17 protein-coding genes are annotated in these 19199 nt (G+C 61.5%); 14 read left to right on the top strand and 3 right to left on the bottom strand.

Annotation, left to right across the window (positions count from 1 at the left end):
- Positions 1 to 508: 508 nt before the first annotated feature.
- Positions 509 to 1729, bottom strand: a complete 1221-nt coding sequence (locus IMX18_RS23740; RefSeq protein ID WP_100413568.1) for a CaiB/BaiF CoA transferase family protein — start codon at positions 1727 to 1729, stop codon at positions 509 to 511.
- Positions 1730 to 1743: 14 nt separating this feature from the next.
- On the bottom strand, positions 1744 to 2925 hold the full coding sequence (locus IMX18_RS23745) for an acyl-CoA dehydrogenase (protein ID WP_054572518.1): 1182 nt from the start codon (positions 2923 to 2925) through the stop codon (positions 1744 to 1746).
- 161 nt (positions 2926 to 3086) lie between these two features.
- Between IMX18_RS23745 and IMX18_RS23750 the strand changes: the two genes are divergently transcribed.
- From IMX18_RS23750 to IMX18_RS23795, 10 genes are all read left to right on the top strand, one after another.
- A complete protein-coding gene (locus IMX18_RS23750; RefSeq protein ID WP_054572517.1) occupies positions 3087 to 3986 on the top strand; it encodes a LysR family transcriptional regulator in 900 nt (299 codons plus the stop codon).
- A gap of 436 nt (positions 3987 to 4422) precedes the next feature.
- Positions 4423 to 5544 carry a Re/Si-specific NAD(P)(+) transhydrogenase subunit alpha gene (locus tag IMX18_RS23755; RefSeq protein ID WP_015268506.1) on the top strand — a complete coding sequence of 374 codons (1122 nt, stop codon included), beginning with the start codon at positions 4423 to 4425 and terminating at the stop codon, positions 5542 to 5544.
- Positions 5545 to 5555: 11 nt separating this feature from the next.
- Positions 5556 to 5870: an NAD(P) transhydrogenase subunit alpha part 2 gene (locus IMX18_RS23760; protein ID WP_003256966.1), complete on the top strand. Its 315-nt coding sequence runs from the start codon at positions 5556 to 5558 to the stop codon at positions 5868 to 5870.
- Between the two features lie 2 nt (positions 5871 to 5872).
- The gene (locus IMX18_RS23765) at positions 5873 to 7309 is read left to right on the top strand and encodes an NAD(P)(+) transhydrogenase (Re/Si-specific) subunit beta (protein ID WP_015268505.1); all 1437 of its coding nucleotides are present in this window, start codon (positions 5873 to 5875) and stop codon (positions 7307 to 7309) included.
- Between the two features lie 186 nt (positions 7310 to 7495).
- Positions 7496 to 8989: a succinyl-CoA:acetate CoA-transferase ScpC gene (scpC, locus tag IMX18_RS23770; protein WP_100413569.1), complete on the top strand. Its 1494-nt coding sequence runs from the start codon at positions 7496 to 7498 to the stop codon at positions 8987 to 8989.
- A 393-nt stretch (positions 8990 to 9382) separates the two neighbouring features.
- A complete protein-coding gene (locus IMX18_RS23775) occupies positions 9383 to 9598 on the top strand; it encodes a DUF1127 domain-containing protein (RefSeq protein WP_003256968.1) in 216 nt (71 codons plus the stop codon).
- A 306-nt stretch (positions 9599 to 9904) separates the two neighbouring features.
- A complete protein-coding gene (locus tag IMX18_RS23780) occupies positions 9905 to 10222 on the top strand; it encodes a DUF2388 domain-containing protein (protein ID WP_015268503.1) in 318 nt (105 codons plus the stop codon).
- Positions 10223 to 10310: 88 nt separating this feature from the next.
- Positions 10311 to 10604 (top strand): DUF2388 domain-containing protein, encoded by a 294-nt coding sequence (locus tag IMX18_RS23785; RefSeq protein WP_015268502.1) that lies wholly within the window; start codon positions 10311 to 10313, stop codon positions 10602 to 10604.
- A 36-nt stretch (positions 10605 to 10640) separates the two neighbouring features.
- On the top strand, positions 10641 to 10961 hold the full coding sequence (locus IMX18_RS23790) for a DUF2388 domain-containing protein (RefSeq protein WP_015268501.1): 321 nt from the start codon (positions 10641 to 10643) through the stop codon (positions 10959 to 10961).
- Positions 10958 to 12913: a DUF7844 domain-containing protein gene (locus IMX18_RS23795; RefSeq protein ID WP_137137823.1), complete on the top strand. Its 1956-nt coding sequence runs from the start codon at positions 10958 to 10960 to the stop codon at positions 12911 to 12913. The genes IMX18_RS23790 and IMX18_RS23795 overlap by 4 nt, the downstream gene beginning before the upstream one ends.
- A 118-nt stretch (positions 12914 to 13031) precedes the next feature.
- Here IMX18_RS23795 and IMX18_RS23800 read toward each other — a convergent pair whose 3' ends face one another.
- Entirely contained in the window at positions 13032 to 13433 is a 402-nt protein-coding gene (locus tag IMX18_RS23800; RefSeq protein ID WP_015268499.1) for a GFA family protein, read from the bottom strand.
- Between the two features lie 267 nt (positions 13434 to 13700).
- Between IMX18_RS23800 and IMX18_RS23805 the strand changes: the two genes are divergently transcribed.
- The 4 genes from IMX18_RS23805 (at position 13701) to IMX18_RS23820 (ending at position 19134) form a co-directional block, all read left to right on the top strand.
- Complete coding sequence (locus IMX18_RS23805) at positions 13701 to 15008, top strand: CitMHS family transporter (RefSeq protein WP_015268498.1); 1308 nt, start codon at positions 13701 to 13703, stop codon at positions 15006 to 15008.
- Positions 15009 to 15079: 71 nt separating this feature from the next.
- Positions 15080 to 15850, top strand: coding sequence for a TerC family protein (locus IMX18_RS23810; RefSeq protein ID WP_015268497.1), 771 nt, complete (start codon positions 15080 to 15082; stop codon positions 15848 to 15850).
- Between the two features lie 194 nt (positions 15851 to 16044).
- Positions 16045 to 17703, top strand: a complete 1659-nt coding sequence (locus IMX18_RS23815; protein ID WP_015268496.1) for a Na/Pi cotransporter family protein — start codon at positions 16045 to 16047, stop codon at positions 17701 to 17703.
- A gap of 30 nt (positions 17704 to 17733) precedes the next feature.
- Positions 17734 to 19134: a M16 family metallopeptidase gene (locus IMX18_RS23820; RefSeq protein ID WP_100413571.1), complete on the top strand. Its 1401-nt coding sequence runs from the start codon at positions 17734 to 17736 to the stop codon at positions 19132 to 19134.
- The last annotated feature ends 65 nt before the right edge of the window (positions 19135 to 19199 follow it).

The raw sequence follows: 19199 nt of genomic DNA on the forward strand, positions 1-19199 counted from the left end.
TGATTTCTCGCATGGCCACTTGTGATGCTGATAATCTTTGTGACTATCAGTCCGTACTCACAAGCACCCACACGAATTGCTTGATTCGATTTGTTAAAGAGCGTTTGGTTAAGAGCCTTTCGTCTCAACCGAGGCGCGCATTCTACGCTTTCCTCATTTGCTGTCAAGCGTTTATTTTGAAGTTTTTGCGAGAAACTCGTTTAGCTTCAAACACTTGACTCACTGCGATCTCTCGTAGCGGGAGGCGAATCATACAGCGTTTAGAAGCGCTGTCAACCATCATCTCAACCGCTGCCGATCATTCGATCGAAGCGCTCCTGACACTACCTGAATCGCCTAACTAATTGATTTGCAAGAAGTTTTGCGCTTCGACTACGTCAGAAGTGGGGCGCATTATAAGGGGATTCGAAACCGCGTCAACCCTTAATTTCAAGAAACCTTGATATCGCTGAAAAGCAAAGCGGGGAGGCCTGACGGCCACCCCGCTTTTCACCAAAGCCAAACGTCCTTAAAGCACACCGGCACTGCGCAGCCGCTGCACCTCACCGGCATCCAGCCCCAATACATCCTCCAGCACCACCTCGGTATGCTCACCCAGCAGCGGCGGCGCGCGAAGGTACTCAACCGGCGTCTCCGACAACCGTATCGGGCTCGCCACCTGCGGCACACTCCCCGCCAACGGATGCGGAATGCTTACCGCCAATCCGCGCGCCAGCACCTGCGGGTCCTGGAACATCTGCGCCAGGTCATTGATAGGCCCGCACGGCACCCCTGCAGCCTCCAGTTGGCTCACCCATTCCGCCGTGGTCTTGAACACCGTGGCCTGGCGAATCAGAGGAATCAGCTCAGCCCGGTTGGCAACCCGCAGCTTGTTGGTAGCGAAACGCGGGTCGTCCGCCCACTGCGGCTGCCCGGCCACCTCGGCGAACTTGCGGAACTGGCTATCGTTGCCCACGGTAAGGATGAAGTCGCCATCCGCCGTCGGAAAATCCTGATAAGGCACGATATTGGGGTGCGCATTACCCAGGCGACGAGGCGGGTTGCCCGTGGTCAGGTAGTTCATCGCCTGATTCGCCAGGCAGGCCACCTGCACATCGAGCAACGCCATGTCGACATGCTGGCCCACCCCGGTCTGCTCGCGATGGGCGAGGGCAGCGAGGATCGCCACCGTGGAATACAACCCGGTAAGGATGTCGGTCAGCGCCACCCCTACCTTGACCGGCCCCGCACCTTCCTCACCTTCCGGGCGGCCGGTCAGGCTCATCAGCCCGCCCAACCCCTGGATCATGAAGTCATAACCCGCGCGCCTTGCATAAGGCCCGGTCTGCCCGAACCCGGTGATGGAACAATAGATAAGCCGCGGGTTGATCGCCTTCAGGCTCTGGTAGTCCAGACCGTAGGCAGCCAACCCACCAACCTTGAAGTTCTCGATGACGATATCGGACTTCTCCGCCAACTCACGCACCAGGCGCTGCCCCTCGGCCTGTGTGAAGTCGATGGTAACCGAGCGCTTGTTGCGGTTGGCCGACAGGTAATAGGCCGCCTCACTAGTGTTCTCACCCTCGGCATCCTTGAGGAAGGGCGGCCCCCATGAGCGTGTATCGTCACCACTGCCAGGGCGCTCGACCTTGATCACATCGGCACCAAGGTCAGCGAGAATCTGGCCAGACCATGGGCCGGCCAACACGCGAGAAAGGTCCAGCACCCGCAGATGTGATAGCGCGCCCATGGGCTGGCTCCTTATCAATAGAAGGCCTGGATGCCGGTCTGCGCACGCCCCAGGATCAGTGCATGCACATCGTGAGTACCTTCATAGGTGTTGACCACCTCCAGGTTGACCAGGTGACGAGCCACGCCGAACTCATCGGAAATGCCATTGCCACCCAGCATGTCACGCGCCATGCGAGCAATATCCAGCGCCTTGCCACAGGAGTTGCGCTTCATGATCGAGGTGATCTCCACTGCAGCTGTGCCTTCGTCCTTCATGCGCCCCAGACGCAGGCAGCCCTGCAGTGCCAGGGTGATTTCCGTCTGCATGTCGGCCAGCTTCTTCTGGATCAACTGGTTGGCAGCCAACGGGCGACCGAATTGCTGACGGTCCAGGGTGTACTGACGCGCGGTGTGCCAGCAGGCTTCCGCAGCGCCCAGCGCACCCCACGAGATGCCATAGCGGGCGGAGTTCAGGCAGGTGAACGGGCCTTTGAGGCCGCGTACATCCGGGAAGATGTTTTCCTCCGGCACGAATACGTTATCCATGACGATTTCGCCAGTGATGGAGGCGCGCAGGCCGACCTTGCCGTGAATCGCCGGCGCGCTGAGGCCTTGCCAACCCTTTTCCAGAACAAAGCCGCGGATATCACCCGCATCGTCCTTGGCCCAGACCACGAATACATCGGCGATCGGGCTGTTGGTGATCCACATCTTGGCGCCAGTCAGGCGGTAGCCGCCGTCGACCTTCCGGGCACGAGTGATCATCGAACCCGGGTCGGAGCCGTGGTTGGGCTCGGTCAGGCCGAAGCAACCGATCCACTCGCCGCTGGCCAGCTTGGGTAGGTACTTCTGCTTTTGTGCCTCGGTACCGAACTCGTTGATTGGCACCATCACCAGCGACGACTGCACACTCATCATCGAGCGATAACCCGAGTCGATGCGCTCTACCTCGCGAGCAATCAGGCCATAGCACACGTAGTTCAGGCCACTGCCACCGTACTGCTCGGGAATCGTGGCGCCCAGCAACCCGACCTCACCCATTTCACGGAAGATCGCCGGGTCGGTCTGTTCATGACGGAAGGCCTCGAGCACACGCGGGGCCAGCTTGTCCTGGGCGAACTGATAAGCGCTGTCACGCACCATGCGCTCTTCTTCAGTGAGCTGCTGATCGAGCAGCAGCGGGTCGATCCAGTTGAAGCTTGCTTTACCGGCCATGAGCGAAATCCTCGAAATAGGGGGCAGTTTCTTGTGCCTTTGAGCCTAGGCCTGATCGGCCGCCGGGACAAACGAGGATTGCGCACCAATTAGTGATAATTTGTCACTTCGTAAATCGGCAAAACGCCATATTGACAGCCTTACGAGTGAGGTTGACGTACATGCGCCGCAAGATCCCCAGTACCGCCGCCCTGGTTTGCTTCGAGGCGGCGGCCCGCAACGAGAGCTTTACCAAGGCCGCCCAGGAACTTGCACTGACCCAGGGCGCCGTCTGTCGGCAGATAGGCGGCCTGGAAGCCTTCCTCAATGTGGAACTGTTCCGCCGCTCGCGCCGCGGCGTGAAGCTGACCGAAGCAGGCCTTTCCTATAGCCGCCAAGTGGCCGCCCAACTGGACGCGGTAGAGCGCGACACCTTGTCAGTCATGCGCCAGCAGGGCGCCAACGTGATCGAGCTGGCCGTCGTGCCCACCTTCGGTACCCAATGGCTGCTACCACGGCTAAAGGACTTCCAGCAGCGCCACCCGGAGGTCACGGTAAACCTCACCAACCGCACCCGGCCATTCCTGTTTGCCGACACCACCTTCGATGCCGCTATCTACTTCGGCGATGCCGACTGGTCCGGCACCCAGTCGCACCGGCTGATGGGGGAAAACCCGGTACCGGTGTGCAGCCCGGCGCTGCTGGGCGGGCAGGGCACACTCGACGCTCAGCGTATTGCCCAACTGCCACTGCTGCAGCAGAGCACGCGCCCCTATGCCTGGCGGCAATGGTTCGGCAGCGTCGGCATGAATGTGGAACGCGACATGACAGGCCCGCGCTATGAACTATTCTCGATGCTCGCTCAGGCGGCCATGCATGAGATGGGCATCGCCCTGATTCCACCGTTCCTGATCCAGCGCGAGCTGGAGGAGGGTAGATTGGTGGTCGCTAACAGGCATGCCCTGAGTAGTGACAAGGCCTACTATCTGATGATTCCCGAGCGCAAAGTGGAGTCGGCTTCGCTGCGCGCCTTCCGTGACTGGCTGGTAAGCCAGGCCCAGGCGTACACGGCCAAGACGTGAGCAGGCACGATAAATTGACTCCGTAGTCAATTATTTTTAACACCTACAGATATATGTATTTGTCGCATATACATAAACTGTTATGCAGGAGCAAAAATCCGCTTTAACCCTGCTTACGGCGCGGCTTCGCGGGTTATTTTGCGACATTCACCAAGCCGTAAGCGAATCAACCGCAAATTTTTTGTTTTTTTCTCCTAATCTGCCAATAGCCTATGTTTGACAGGCTGCAGCCTGACCGTTGCGACATACGGTCACAGGGTGACTTGTAGTTTTGACTTCGTTTCGCTCCAGAACCGGTTGAAGGCCTCTGGCTTCGTCTGCAAAATGCTTCGCCCGCCCGGAATTCGGCGGGTCGGCGCTCCACAGCCGCCCCAGCGCACCATCCGAAGTGCGCTGGCTTTTAAAAAGACAAAAGGTCACCGCAGGAGAAATAGTCGTGCACATTGGTGTTCCTCTCGAGACGCAGACCGGTGAGACAAGGGTCGCTGCGACCCCGGAAACCATCAAGAAACTGATTGGCCAGGGCCATCAGGTCACCGTCCAACGGGGGGCAGGGCTCAATGCCAGCATTCCGGACAGTGCCTATGAGGCCGTGGGTGCTTCCCTAGGGAGTGCAGCCGATGCCTACGGCGCCCAATTGGTGCTCAAAGTGGTCGCCCCCAACGACCAGGAACTGGCCCTGATCAACAGCGGCAGCCTCCTGGTGGGCATGCTCAACCCCTTCAACAGCGAGCTGATCGGCAAGATGGCCGAGCGCGGCATTACCGCGTTCGCCCTGGAAGCCGCGCCGCGCACCTCGCGGGCGCAGAGCCTGGACGTGCTGTCGTCGCAGGCCAACATCGCCGGTTACAAGGCGGTGTTGCTGGCTGCCCATCACTACCCACGCTTCATGCCCATGCTCATGACCGCCGCCGGTACCGTCAAGGCCGCGCGCGTGCTGATCCTGGGCGCGGGCGTAGCCGGCCTGCAGGCCATTGCCACGGCCAAGCGCCTGGGCGCGGTGATCGAGGCATCCGACGTACGCCCGGCCGTGAAGGAGCAGATCGAGTCGCTGGGCGCCAAGTTCATCGACGTACCCTACGAAACCGATGAAGAGCGCGAGTGCGCCGAAGGTGTCGGCGGTTATGCCCGTCCGATGCCGGCAAGCTGGATGCAACGCCAGGCCCAGGCCGTGCACGAACGCGCGAAGCAGGCGGATATCGTCATTACCACTGCGCTGATCCCGGGGCGCAAGGCGCCGACCCTGCTCAGCGCCGAAACCGTCGCGCAGATGAAGCCCGGCTCGGTGGTCATCGACCTCGCAGCAGCCCAAGGCGGCAACTGCCCACTGACTGTCGCCGACCAGGTGGTACAGGAGAACGGCGTGATCATCGTTGGCCCGACCAACCTGCCGGCCCAGGTGGGCGCCGATGCCTCCGCACTGTATGCACGCAACCTGCTGGACTTCATGAAGCTGCTGTTCGACAAGGACGGCGCGCTGGTCATCAACCTCGAAGACGACATCGTCGCGGCCTGCCTGATGTGCCGTGATGGTCAGGTCGTCCGCAAGAACGGCTAAGGAGCACGACAATGGAAGACATGCTGATTTCCCATGGCATCTACAACCTGATCATCTTCGTGCTGGCCATCTATGTGGGCTACCACGTGGTGTGGAACGTCACCCCGGCGCTGCACACGCCGCTGATGGCCGTGACCAACGCCATCTCCGCGATCGTCATCGTCGGAGCCATGCTGGCCGCCGCCCTGACGGTAACCCCGGCCGGCAAGCTGATGGGCACCCTGGCGGTGGCCCTGGCCGCGGTCAACGTGTTCGGTGGCTTCCTGGTCACCCGTCGCATGCTTGAGATGTTCAAGAAGAAAACCAAGAACGAGGCGCAGAAGTAAGCATGAGCATGAATCTGGTAACGCTCCTCTACCTCGTCGCCTCGGTGTGCTTCATCCAGGCGCTCAAGGGCCTGTCGCACCCGACTACCTCGCGCCGCGGCAACCTGTTCGGCATGATCGGCATGGGTATCGCCATCGTCACTACGGTCGGCCTCATTTATAAGCTCGGGGCCGAGCTTGCCACCGCCGGCATCGGCTACGTCCTCGTTGGCTTGCTGGTCGGCGGCACCGCCGGTTCGATCATGGCCAAGCGCGTCGAGATGACCAAGATGCCGGAACTGGTCGCCTTCATGCACAGCATGATCGGCCTGGCAGCGGTGTTCATCGCCATCGCCGCGGTGCTGGAACCGCAATCGATGGGCATCGTTGCCGCCATGAGCGACCCGATCCCCACCGGCAACCGCCTGGAGCTGTTCCTCGGCGCAGCCATCGGTGCCATTACCTTCTCCGGCTCGGTGATCGCCTTCGGCAAGCTGTCGGGCAAGTACAAGTTCCGCCTGTTCCAGGGTGCACCGGTACAGTTCGCCGGCCAGCACAAGCTGAACCTGATCCTCGGCCTGACCACCATCGCCCTGGGCCTGCTGTTCACCTTCACTGGCCACTACAGTGCCTTCACCCTGATGCTGGTATTGGCCTTCATCATGGGCGTGCTGATCATTATTCCGATCGGGGGCGCCGACATGCCGGTGGTGGTGTCGATGCTTAACAGCTATTCGGGCTGGGCAGCGGCCGGTATCGGCTTCTCGCTGAACAACTCGATGCTGATCATCGCAGGCTCTCTGGTCGGCTCGTCCGGTGCCATCCTTTCGTACATCATGTGCAAGGCGATGAACCGTTCGTTCTTCAACGTCATCCTCGGTGGCTTCGGTGGTGATACCGATGCTGGCGCGGCGCAAGGCTCCAAAGAGCAGCGCCCGGTGAAGTCTGGCTCTGCCGACGATGCCACCTTCCTGCTCAGCAACGCCGACAGCGTGATCATCGTCCCGGGTTATGGCCTGGCGGTGGCTCGCGCCCAGCACGCGCTCAAGGAACTGACCGAGAAGCTGAGCCACAACGGTGTGACCGTGAAGTACGCGATCCACCCGGTGGCCGGCCGTATGCCCGGGCACATGAACGTGCTGCTGGCGGAGGCCGAAGTGCCGTACGACCAAGTGTTCGAGATGGAAGACATCAACGCCGAGTTCGGCCAGGCCGATGTGGTGCTGGTGCTGGGCGCCAACGACGTGGTGAACCCTGCGGCGAAGAACGACCCCAAGTCGCCGATCGCCGGCATGCCGATCCTCGAAGCGTTCAAGGCCAAGACCATCATCGTCAACAAGCGCTCCATGGCCAGCGGCTATGCCGGCCTGGACAACGAACTGTTCTATCTCGACAAGACCATGATGGTGTTCGGCGACGCCAAGAAGGTCATCGAAGACATGGTCAAGGCCGTGGAGTGACAATGGCAGCTGCAAACCAGCTGATATAAAGGAAGCCCCGGTCAGAATCTGCCGGGGCTTTTCTTTTATTGATCCGGATCAACGGCTCTATTCCAAGGCTTCTCATACGACCATGGTCGTGGGACGGCAAGGGGCGAAGTCTCTAGACTGCGCTGCAGTAGTTTCAGTAGCCCGAGATAACAATCCATGTACCGTGATCGTATCCGCTTGTCCTCCCTGCACAGCAAGGTAATGAGTGCGGCTGATGCCGCTGGTCTGATCGAGGACGGCATGACCGTCGGCATGAGCGGTTTCACCCGCGCCGGCGAAGCCAAGGCCGTACCACATGCACTGGCCGAACGTGCCAAGCAGTCGCCACTGAAAATCAGCCTGATGACCGGCGCCAGCCTGGGCAACGACCTGGACAAGCAATTGACCGAGGCCGGCGTGCTGGCTCGCCGCATGCCGTTCCAGGTCGACAGCACCCTGCGCAAGGCCATCAACGACGGCCAGGTGATGTTCATCGACCAGCACCTGTCGGAAACCGTCGAGCAGCTGCGCAACCAGCAGCTGAAGCTGCCGGACATCGCGGTCATCGAAGCCGTGGCCATCACCGAGCAAGGCCATATCGTGCCAACTACCTCGGTGGGCAACTCGGCCAGCTTCGCGATCTTCGCCAAGCAGGTGATTGTCGAGATCAACCTCTCGCACAACACCAACCTCGAAGGCTTGCACGACATCTATATCCCGACCTACCGCCCGACCCGCACGCCAATCCCGCTGGTCAAGGTCGACGACCGTATCGGCAGCACCGCCATCCCGATCGACCCGGCCAAGATCGTCGGCATCGTCATCAGCGACCAGCCGGACTCGCCGTCCACCGTATTGCCGCCGGATGACGAAACCCAGGGCATCGCCGACCATCTGATCAACTTCCTCAAGAAAGAAGTCGAAGCTGGCCGCATGACCAACAAGCTCGGCCCGCTGCAGGCCGGTATCGGCAGCATTGCCAACGCAGTGATGTGCGGCCTGATCGAGTCGCCGTTCGAAGACCTGACCATGTACTCCGAAGTACTGCAGGACTCCACCTTCGACCTGATCGACGCCGGCAAGCTGATCTTCGCCTCGGGCAGCTCGATCACCTTGTCGACCCGCCGCAACGCCGACGTGTTCGGCAACCTGGAGCGTTACAAGGACAAGCTGGTACTGCGCCCGCAAGAAATCTCCAACCACCCGGAGGTGGTCCGTCGCCTGGGCATCATCGGTATCAACACCGCGCTTGAGTTCGATATCTACGGCAACGTCAATTCCACACACGTGTGCGGTACCAAGATGATGAACGGCATCGGCGGCTCGGGTGACTTCGCCCGTAACGCCCACCTGGCCGTGTTCGTCACCAAGTCGATTGCCAAGGGTGGCGCGATTTCCAGCGTGGTGCCGATGGTCAGCCATGTCGACCACACCGAGCACGATGTGGACATCCTGGTCACCGAGCAAGGCTTGGCCGACCTGCGCGGCCTGGCGCCACGCGAGCGCGCCCGGGCGATCATCGACAACTGTGTGCACCCGGACTACCGCGCAGCACTGAGCGACTACTTCGATCGCGCCTGCCAGCGTGGCGGCCATACCCCGCACATCCTGCGTGAAGCCCTGAGTTGGCACGAGAACCTGGAAGAAACCGGGCGCATGCTGGCTAGCTGATACAAATGAGGAATGGAACGGCGGCCCTGCTTCCGCTGTTCCGGTCTTTATTCTTGTGATCCTGGGGCCGCTTTGCGGCCCCTTTCGCGACACAAAGCCGCTCCTACAGGAGCAAGCATTACAGCATCAGTTATTTTTAAAAAAAACTGTACTACTGTACTTGTTATTTTTAGCCCTTCCGCCTGAAAGATCCCGTCTCCGAAGCCAGAACGCACCAAAAAAGGGCGGACCAGTACAGTTACGCCAGTTTAGAGTGCAACAGTAGGGTTACACAGTTAACTGGACCATCGTCTTTCAACCGAACTGTATCTACTGTTATGGACGACAGAGGAGGATCATTGGCATCAGTTAAATCACTACCTAATCCCGCCATAAGCGGAAGGATGAAACATCATGGAACGTACCCTCAGTTCCGGTCTGGTTTTTGAAAGCAACGCCCAACAATCCAACGCTTCGCTGCCGCTGCGCGCTCTGTCCACCTTGCTGCTGTGGCAGCGCCGCATGGCCAGCCGCCGTCAACTGGCTCGCCTGGACGCCCGCCTGCTGGCCGACGCCGGTATCAGCGAGTCGCAGCGTTACGAAGAGCTGAGCAAGCCATTCTGGCGCTAAGCTCCGGCTTGCCGGCTTCGGCCGGCACCGCGAATTCCCGAAACCCGTTGCAGGTGACTGCGACGGGTTTTTTGTTTGCAGGCGGCATGCCAGAGCCTTTTACAAGCGTACCTGTACAGTTTTAAAAATCATAAAACAGACCATAACAGTTTATTGGTGCGCTGTTCATTAACATCCAGAAACACCGGCGCGTGATACGCTTGGCGTAACAGTCTGGTAGAACGCACTGTTGAAAAGTACCGCGACGAGCTGTGCGAGCGTCCGATAAAGCAGAACCACCCGACCCTAGTCCAGGAGTCCACGATCATGTCCCGTAAATACCTGATTGGCGCCGCCCTGATGCTGAGCCTGGCCGGCACCGCAAACGCCACCAGCTTCGTTGTAACCACCGACGCCGTCGTTGGCGCAGTGGCCGCGTCCACCGATGCCACTTCCGATATTTCCTCCTCGTTCCGTGACGACAAGATCGTCCAGGCCGCCCGTGACGACGCCGCCAGCTTCGTTGGCAGCCAGGGCGACATCCGCGGTGCCAAGCTGGAAAGCGCTTTCCTGCACATCCGCTCGCAGATGCCAACCCTGCAGGCCAGCGACGCGCAACTGGCCCAGGCCATTCTGGCGCTCTGACCCCGCCTGAGCCGTTCAGCTGTGCTGGCCACCACCAGCACAGCCGTACTCACCATTGCCGCCCACGTTTCCAGCTGTTGTAGAGCCCATGCGTTATCTGTTGCCGTTGCTGTTCTCCGTTATTGGCATGGCCAGCGCCCATGCCATGGATACCACTACGCAAAGCCTGGTCATCACCGGCTATGTCACCAGCCAGGTCACCAGCGCACCGTTCGACCGCAAACTGGTCCGCCAGGCCCAGGACGATGCCGCTGCCTTCGTCGCCAGCGACGGCCAGATCCGCGGTGCACGGCTGGAGGCAGCACTGGAATCATTACGCCACAATTGCGCACGGCATACCGTCGGCGATCTGGAACTGGCGCAAGCAATTCTCGTCCAATAATTAAATCTGACTCCCTGTATTTTTCGGAGATGCTCCATGCGTAAACCGCTGATTGCCGCTACCCTCGGCATGCTGCTGCTGGCCGACCTGGCCCAGGCACAGACCCTGGTGGCCACCAGCAATATCATCGTGCGCGCCTTTGGCCGTTCGATCGATTTCACCTCTGACACCACCACCTCGATCCGCGATTCCAAAGTGGTGCGCGAAGCCCATGACGACGCCGCCAGCTTTGTCGCAAGCAACGGTGAGATCCGCGGCGCCCAGCTCGAGGCCGCCTTCAACACCCTGCGCGAGCGCGTGCCGCAAGCGCGTGACGCCAGCGACCAGGTACTGGCTGAAGCCATCCTCGCGCTGTGAACCGCGTGCGCGCCTGGCTGCTCGGCTGCGCCCTGACGCTGCTCGGCACGCCCGCCCTGGCCGACCTGCAGCTCGAGCTGCAGGCGTCCGGCCTTGACTCACAGCAGGCCCTGGCCACTCAGGCTCTGCTCGACGAAGCCATGGGCAAGCTGCCCCCCAGCTTCAAGCAACAGCTGAACCGCCGCGTGCGTGTCAGCTGGAGCGACAACATGCCTGCCGACGCCTATGGCCAGGCATCGCTGGTCTCTACCCTCGAACTCAATCGCCGCCTGCTGCCCAGCCTCACCGATGGCAGTGCGGCCACCGAACGCACCAACCGCCCGCATGGCACGGTGCGAGAAGAACTGCTGGCCACCGTGCTGCACGAACTCACCCATATCTATGACCGTGCCCGGCTGTGGCCCAACGCCGAGAACGCGCTGATCGCCCGTTGCAAGCGCCAGCAAGGTACGTTGGGCAAGGTCGGCCTGCCCGAAGCATGCCGTGGCCAGGCCGAGCGCCGCTTCACCCTCAGCGACGACCCGCGCCTGCTTGACCTGGCCGGCTGGCAGCAGTACGTGGGCCGACGCGGCGAGCGCGAGCAGCACAACGGCCAGTTCGTGCGCAGCCCCGACAGCTATGAACTGAGCAGCCCCAAGGAGTACATCGCGGTCAACATGGAGTACTTCCTACTCGACCCGAGCTACGGCTGCCGCCGTCCGGCGCTGAACCAGTACCTGCGCGAACACTTCGGCTGGGCACCGCAGCAGGACAGCTGCGCCAAGGGCCTGCCGTTCATCAATGCCGGCAGCGACTTCGCCCGCCAACCGCTGGGCGAAATCGACCCCGAGCGGGTCTATGAGGTGGACTACCTGCTGGCCGAAGCCAACCAGAACCTGGTCAGCCGCTGGGGCCACAGCATGCTGCGCCTGGTGATCTGCAAGCCGGGCCGCCCACGCGGGCCGGACTGCCGCCTGGACCTCGACCAGAGCCTGGTGCTGTCGTACCGTGCCTTCGTCAACGATGTGCAACTTTCCAGCTGGGACGGCCTGGTCGGCGCCTACCCCTCGCGCCTGTTCGTGCTGCCGCTGGGCCAGGTGATCGACGAGTACACCAAGACCGAACTGCGCAGCCTGGCCTCGGTGCCCTTGCGGCTCGACCGCGACGAGATCGAGAACCTGGTGCGTCAGGCCGCCGAAATGCACTGGAGCTACGATGGCAACTACTGGTTCCTGTCCAACAATTGCGCAGTAGAGTCGTTGAAGCTGCTGCGCAGCGGCACCGCCAACCCGCGCCTGAACGACCTCGACAGCATCATGCCCAATGGCTTGCTGGCTGTGCTCAAGGGCAGGGGACTTGCCGACACCAGTGTGCTCGACGACCCCCGCGAAGCGTTGCGCCTGGGTTATCGCTTCGACTCCTACCGTGACCGTTACCAGGCCATGTTCGAGGTGTTGAAGAAGCAGTTGCCAATAAAGCAGGACAAGGTCGAGGACTGGCTGGCCCTGGACGCCGAGCAACGGCGGGCCTGGTTCGCCCAGGCCGACCTGCGTACCAGCGCCGCCTTGCTGCTGCTTGAACAGGCCAGCTTGCGCCGGCAACTGCTGCTGGCCCAGGACGAGGTCAAGCAGCGTTACCTGAACGCCGCCGCGCTGAAGGATGGCAGCGTCAGCAAGGCCGATGCGACCCTCAGACAAATGCTCGCCAACAGTGGCTTCCTCAGCCGCCCGGCAGAGTTGCTCGACAGCAAGGGCTACGGGCTGCCGCAGCCGCAGGAGCGCAAGCATCTGCAGCAGGTCAGCAGCGAGCGGCAAGCGCAGTTGCTGCGCTTGAGCACGAGCCTGGACAAAGAGGTGAGGGCGCTGCTGGAGCCGTCGCGGGCCAAGGAAATTGCGGCGGTGGAAGCCAATGTGAAGCAAGTGGGCGAACATCTGCGGGCATTGCACAAGGCTGCAGGAGGCCTGCAGTTGTAAATATGGCTGTACTGGCCCTATCGCCGGCAAGCCAGCTCCCACCATAGGTCTGAAGGTGGTGGGACACCTGTGGGAGCTGGCTTGCCGGCGATAGGGCCATCAGCACCAACACAATCTCTTACAGGTTCTCCTCGGCCTCCGAAGGCAAATCCTCATCCAGATGCAACCAAGGCAACCGGCTACCCACCCAGATATGCCGGTTGGCCCTGACCCGTTCCGGGTGGTCCAGCGTCGCCACCGTCACATCCACCGTCTCCGGGCTATGTGTAGTCACCAACGCCACATGCGCCCCGCAATGCCCACAGAAGTACCGGCTGCAACTGGCCGGCGCCACATAGCAGTTCGGCTCGCCCGCCAGCCACCGGAACCCCGAGCGGGGCAGGGTGAGCCAGGTCATCACCAGCCCGCCACTGACCCGCCGGCAGATCGAACAATGGCAATGGGCAATGTCCGTCAGGTCGCCCTCCAACCGATAACGCAAGGCGCCACAATGGCAGCCACCCTCGGTCACATCCTGCATCACCTACCTCTCGTCGCCTTTGCTTCGGCGAAAGCTGGCTGAAAGCTTGCCCTCATAGGATAGCCCCCACTACCGGCACAAGACCGGTCAGCCAGGGCACCCGGTAACCACCGCGCCCGGCCCAATCAACAACAACAATGGTGATTCTGATGTATTCCTGTGCCCAACTTTCCGTAGCCCCCCTCCGCATGCTCCCTGCACAGCGCCAAGCGCGCTGATCCGCCCGAATCGACGTTCCTTTCGCCGCGCCACGCCTGGAGTACTGCCATGCTGACCTTCCTCGGCTTTGCCATGGTCATCACCTTCATGTACCTGATCATGACCAAGCGCCTTTCGGCCTTGATCGCGTTGATTCTGGTACCGATCCTGTTCGCCCTGTTCGGCGGTTTTTCCGCCAAGATCGGCCCGATGATGCTCGAGGGCATCAGCAAGCTCGCACCTACCGGCGTGATGCTGATGTTCGCCATCCTCTATTTCGCCCTGATGATCGATTCCGGCCTGTTCGACCCGGCCGTGCGCAAGATCCTCAAGCTGGTCAAGGGCGATCCGCTGAAAGTGTCCGTCGGCACCGCGGTACTGGCCCTGGTGGTCTCGCTCGACGGTGACGGCGCCACCACCTACATGATCTGCTGCGCCGCCATGCTGCCAATGTACAGCCGCCTGGGCATGAGCCCGCGGATCATGGCCGGCCTGATCATTCTCGCCGGCGGGGTAATGAACATGACCCCCTGGGGTGGCCCGACCGCCCGCGCCGCCAGCGCCCTGCACGTGGACCCGTCGGACATCTTCGTGCCGATGATCCCCGCCATGCTGTTCGGTGTGCTGGCGATCCTGGCCATCGCCTACATGTACGGCAAGCGCGAACGTGCCCGCCTGGGCGAGTTGCACCTGCCCACCGACGACATCGACCACAGCGAAATTACCGTTTCGCAGTACCCGGACGCGCGCCGGCCAAAATTGCTGTACTTCAACGGTGCCCTGACCGCTGCCCTAATGGTCGCGCTGATTGCCGGCGTGTTACCGCTGCCCGTGCTGTTCATGATCGCCTTCAGCATCGCCATGATCGTCAACTACCCGTGCCTGCAGCAGCAGAAAGACCGCATCGCCGCCCACGCCGGCAGCGTGCTGGCGGTCACCGGGCTGATCTTTGCCGCCGGCATCTTCACCGGCATCCTGTCGGGCACCGGCATGGTCGACGCCATGTCCAAGAGCCTGCTGTCGGTCATCCCCGAGGCGTTGGGCCCATACCTCGCGGTGATAACCGCGATCGTGAGCATGCCGTTCACCTTCTTCATGTCTAACGACGCGTTCTACTATGGCGTGCTGCCGGTGCTGGCCGAAGCTGCCAGCCACTATGGCATCAGCCCGGTGGAAATGGCCCGTGCGTCGATCGTCGGGCAGCCGGTACACCTGCTAAGCCCCCTGGTACCCTCCACCTACCTGCTGGTGGCCCTGGCCGGGATCGAGTTCGGCGATCATCAGCGCTTCACCTTGAAGTGGGCAGTGCTGGTGTGCCTGTGCATAATGCTCGCCGCGCTGCTGATGGGGATTTTCCCGCTGTTCAGTAGTCTTTAATAAACACGTATTTCCCTAACGCGACGCGCCCGGATCCGGGCGCGTCGCCTTTACCGTTCGAAGGAAGACACATGGAATGGCTGACCAGCCCGGAAATCTGGGTTGCCTTTTTTACCCTTACCGCGCTTGAGATCGTCCTCGGTATCGATAACATCATCATGATCTCGATTCTGGTCAGCCGCATGCCCAAGCACATGCAGCCGCGCACCCGGATCTTCGGGCTGGCCCTGGCCATGGTCACTCGTATCATGCTGCTGCTGTCGATCACCTGGGTCATGCGCCTTACCGCCGACCTGTTCGTGGTCATGGGCCAGGGCATCTCCGGGCGGGACCTGATCCTGTTCTTTGGTGGCCTGTTCCTGCTGTGGAAAAGCTCGCAAGAGATCTATCACGGCCTGGAAGGCGAGGACGAAAACCCGGAAGAACCGAAAGGCGCGGGTGGCAAGTTCTTCTACACCATCATCCAGATCGCCATCATCGACATCGTGTTCTCGCTGGACTCGGTGATCACGGCGGTGGGCATGGTGTCCCACGTACCGGTGATGATCGCCGCGATCATCGTCGCCGTGCTGGTGATGATGCTGTGCGCCGGCACCATCAGCGATTTCATCGACAAACATCCTTCGTTGAAGATGCTCGCACTTTCGTTCCTGATCGTGGTCGGTACCGTGCTGATCGCCGAATCTTTCGACGTACATGTGCCTAAAGGCTATGTCTACTTCGCCATGGCGTTCTCGCTGGCGGTGGAAGCCATCAACATCCGCATGCGAACTGCCTTGGCCCGCAAGAACGGCAAAGAGCACGAGCCAGTGAAACTGCGCAAGGACATTCCGGGTCAATAAGATCAGGAAGTGCAGGACAAAGGGCCCTTCGGGCCCTTTTTTCATTTCCGCCGTATTTCAAACAAATGACAGCCATGCGAAGCTGGCGACAGCTCCGCAAAACAACTAAAGCTTTGAGTGAGCACTGAAAATTCTTCAAACGCTCACGCTTCGTCTCTTGGCCCTCTGGGCCGATGCAACAGGGGGCCGTCGCCATGCTGACCCTGCTCAACCTGCTCTCGGCCGTTACGCTTCTGGTCTGGGGCACCCACATCGTGCGTACCGGCATACTCCGGGTATTCGGCTCGAGCCTGCGGCGCATCATCAGCCAGAACATGAGCAAACGCCCGCTCGCGTTCGTCGCAGGCATTCTGGTCACAGCCCTGGTGCAAAGCAGCAACGCCACAGCCATGTTGGTCACCTCGTTCGTCGGCCAAGGTCTGATGGCCATGACCCCGGCCTTGGCAATCATGCTCGGCGCCGACGTGGGTACCGCGCTGATGGCCCGGGTGCTGACCCTGGACCTGTCCTGGCTGTCGCCGCTGCTGATCTTCCTGGGTGTGATCTTCTTCCTCTCGCGCAAGCAGACGCGGGCGGGGCAGCTGGGCAGAGTAGGCATCGGGCTTGGCCTGATCATCCTGGCACTGGAGCTGATCGTGCAGGCAGCTACACCGATTACCCACGCCCAGGGCGTAAAGGTGCTGTTCGCTTCGCTGACCGGCGACATCATGCTCGACGCCCTGGTCGGCGCACTGTTCGCCATGATTTCCTATTCCAGCCTGGCCGCCGTGCTGCTCACCGCGACACTGGCCGGCGCCGAAGTGATCAGCCTGCCGGTGGCTATCGGCCTGGTGGTGGGCGCCAACATCGGCAGCGGATTGCTGGCCTTCATCAGCACCAGCATGCAGAACGCCGCTGGACGCCGTGTGGCCCTGGGCAGCCTGCTGTACAAGCTGATCGGCCTGCTGCTGATCATCCCAGTGCTGCACCCGCTGGTGGGTTGGATGGACTCACTGAGCTTCAGCCCACAGGAGCTGGTCATCGGCTTCCACCTGCTCTACAACACGCTGCGTTGCCTGATCATGCTACCCACGGTCAAACCTATGGGCCGGCTGTGCAACACCCTGCTACCCGAACGGGAAAACGGCAACGGCCAGATTCGCCCGCGCCATCTCGACACCTCGGCGCTGGAAACACCCAGCCTGGCCCTGGCCAACGCCTCCCGCGAAACCCTGCGCCTGGGCGATATCGTCGACAGCCTGCTCGAAGCCATGCTCGGTGCCCTGCGCGGTACCCAGGCCGCCTTGCCGCAACAGGTCCGCGCCCTTGGCGAGGACGCCGAAGCCTTGTACAGCGCGATCAAGCTGTACCTGGCGCAGATTTCACGTGAAGGCCTCAGCGAACAGGACAACCGCCGCTGGGCAGAAATCATCGAACTGGCGATCAACCTCAAGCTGGCCTGCGACCTGATCGAGCGTATGCTGCGCAAGGTCCAGCAGCAGAAAACCAGCCAGCGCCGGGAGTTCTCCCAGGTGGGCCTGGAAGAACTCACCGGCTTGCAGGAACAGCTTCTGGCCAACCTGCGCCTGGGCTTGTCGGTGTTTCTCAGTGCCGACCCGGAAAGCGCCCGTCTGCTGCTGCGGGAAAAACGCCGATTTCGCGCCCAGGAACGGCGCCTTGCCCACGCCCATGTCAGCCGCCTGCAGCGCAAGGTAGTGCAAAGTATCGAGACCAGTTCGCTACACTTGGAGCTGATCGCCGACATGAAACGGTTGAACTCTTTGTTCTGTAGCAGTGCCTATGTGGTACTGGGCGGCTCGGACACGGGCGGGCTGATGCTCGACAGCGTGCCGGACGAAGCCCGCCTGCCGTGATTTCGCCTACCTGAGGACCCAAGCTCGCCCATGCGTTGCCTGATGTTCGTTTGCCTGCTGATCTGCAGCCTGCCCTCATTCGCCCTCGACCGCTCGCGAGTTGAAGGTTACCTGTTGCCCAACGGCCTACAGGTCATCCTGAAAAACGGCTATGAACGTGACCATGTAGCGATTCGCCTGGTGGTCGGCGTCGGCCTGGATGACTTCAATTGCGAGCAGAAAGAGCTGCCGCACCTGCTCGAGCACCTGCTGTTCAGCGGCATCGACGCAACCGGCGAGGGTGGCCTGGAAGAGCGCCTGCAATCGCTGGGCGGCGAGTGGAACGCCTACACCAGCAGCGCCGACACCACCTTCGTCATCGAAGCCCCGGCGCGCAACCAGCGCAAAGTCCTCGACCTGCTACTGGCGGTGATCCACGAAACCCGCATAGATGCCAAGGCCCTGGCCACCGCCAAGCGCATCATCGAGCGTGAAGATGGCGGCCATTATGGCCACCTGCAGCGCTGGCTCGACCGCCAGGACATCGGCCACCCCGCCAGCGACCAGTTGGCCACCGAGCTAGGCCTGAAATGCCCGGAGCGCTCCAACCTCGACGACATGACCCTGGAGCAGGTGAACACCTTGCGTGACCGCTGGTACGCGGCCAACAACATGACCCTGATAGTGGTCGGCGGCCTCGACCGCCTGCTGCCGGCCTACCTGGAGCGTACCTTTGGCGAATTGCCCGCCACCGAGCCGGAGGAGCGCCGCACCCTGGAAAGCATCGGCCAGCAAGCTGAACAGCGCCGCGACCTGACCCGCGGCTGGCTGGGCGACAGCGTCAAGCTGCACTGGCTGTTCGTCGAGCCGGTGCTGGACAACGACCATCAGGCCACCCTCGACCTGCTGTCGCACTACCTGGATTGGGCGCTGTATGACCAGCTGCGCTTGCGCAACGGGTTGTCCTACGGCCCTTCGGCACAACGCGAGAGCTTCGGCGACACTGGCCTGCTAAGCCTCAATGCCGACCTGGAGCGCGAGGACATCGACCAGGCGGTCGAGGTGATGCAGAAATTGTTCGATCACCTGCGCAAGGAAGGCCTCGACCCGGACACCTTCGAGCGCATCAAGTACGCCAGCGTCGCCAAGGAAAGCTGGAGCACCCAGGGCAACAGTGCCTTGGCCGACTACTATTGGGGCGCGCTGAACGACTATAGCGACGGACGCTTCGCCAACCCGGTGCGCAAGCTGCGGCAGGTCAGCCTGGCGCAGGCCAACGAGGCGCTGAAGGAACTGCTCAAGGAAGATGGCTATTTGCGTATCGAAAAGCCGTTGCTTGGCTATGATGAACTCTATGGGCTGGTTGCCTTGCTATCGGGGCTGATCCTGGCAGCGGGGCTGTTGCGCTGGCGTCGGCACGGTCCGGAAAAACCGAGCGGTGCTACACGCTAGCGGTGAATCGGCGGTATCCTTTTGCCAGTACCGGCCCCTTCGCGGGTATCGCAACGCGGTCCCTG

Source organism: Pseudomonas shirazica (assembly GCF_015168335.1).
Taxonomy (GTDB): domain Bacteria; phylum Pseudomonadota; class Gammaproteobacteria; order Pseudomonadales; family Pseudomonadaceae; genus Aquipseudomonas; species Aquipseudomonas asiatica.

What these genes read in the sequence shown, in the direction of transcription:
- IMX18_RS23790 (WP_015268501.1), top strand. Translation starts at nt 10,641, where the DNA reads ATGCGTAAACCGCTGATTGCCGCTACCCTCGGCATGCTGCTGCTGGCC.
- IMX18_RS23775 (WP_003256968.1), top strand. Translation starts at nt 9,383, where the DNA reads ATGGAACGTACCCTCAGTTCCGGTCTGGTTTTTGAAAGCAACGCCCAA.
- scpC (WP_100413569.1), top strand. Translation starts at nt 7,496, where the DNA reads ATGTACCGTGATCGTATCCGCTTGTCCTCCCTGCACAGCAAGGTAATG.
- IMX18_RS23780 (WP_015268503.1), top strand. Translation starts at nt 9,905, where the DNA reads ATGTCCCGTAAATACCTGATTGGCGCCGCCCTGATGCTGAGCCTGGCC.
- IMX18_RS23785 (WP_015268502.1), top strand. Translation starts at nt 10,311, where the DNA reads ATGCGTTATCTGTTGCCGTTGCTGTTCTCCGTTATTGGCATGGCCAGC.
- IMX18_RS23745 (WP_054572518.1), bottom strand. Translation starts at nt 2,925, where the DNA reads ATGGCCGGTAAAGCAAGCTTCAACTGGATCGACCCGCTGCTGCTCGAT.
- IMX18_RS23760 (WP_003256966.1), top strand. Translation starts at nt 5,556, where the DNA reads ATGGAAGACATGCTGATTTCCCATGGCATCTACAACCTGATCATCTTC.
- IMX18_RS23820 (WP_100413571.1), top strand. Translation starts at nt 17,734, where the DNA reads ATGCGTTGCCTGATGTTCGTTTGCCTGCTGATCTGCAGCCTGCCCTCA.
- IMX18_RS23740 (WP_100413568.1), bottom strand. Translation starts at nt 1,729, where the DNA reads ATGGGCGCGCTATCACATCTGCGGGTGCTGGACCTTTCTCGCGTGTTG.
- IMX18_RS23765 (WP_015268505.1), top strand. Translation starts at nt 5,873, where the DNA reads ATGAGCATGAATCTGGTAACGCTCCTCTACCTCGTCGCCTCGGTGTGC.
- IMX18_RS23750 (WP_054572517.1), top strand. Translation starts at nt 3,087, where the DNA reads ATGCGCCGCAAGATCCCCAGTACCGCCGCCCTGGTTTGCTTCGAGGCG.
- IMX18_RS23800 (WP_015268499.1), bottom strand. Translation starts at nt 13,433, where the DNA reads ATGCAGGATGTGACCGAGGGTGGCTGCCATTGTGGCGCCTTGCGTTAT.
- IMX18_RS23805 (WP_015268498.1), top strand. Translation starts at nt 13,701, where the DNA reads ATGCTGACCTTCCTCGGCTTTGCCATGGTCATCACCTTCATGTACCTG.
- IMX18_RS23815 (WP_015268496.1), top strand. Translation starts at nt 16,045, where the DNA reads ATGCTGACCCTGCTCAACCTGCTCTCGGCCGTTACGCTTCTGGTCTGG.
- IMX18_RS23810 (WP_015268497.1), top strand. Translation starts at nt 15,080, where the DNA reads ATGGAATGGCTGACCAGCCCGGAAATCTGGGTTGCCTTTTTTACCCTT.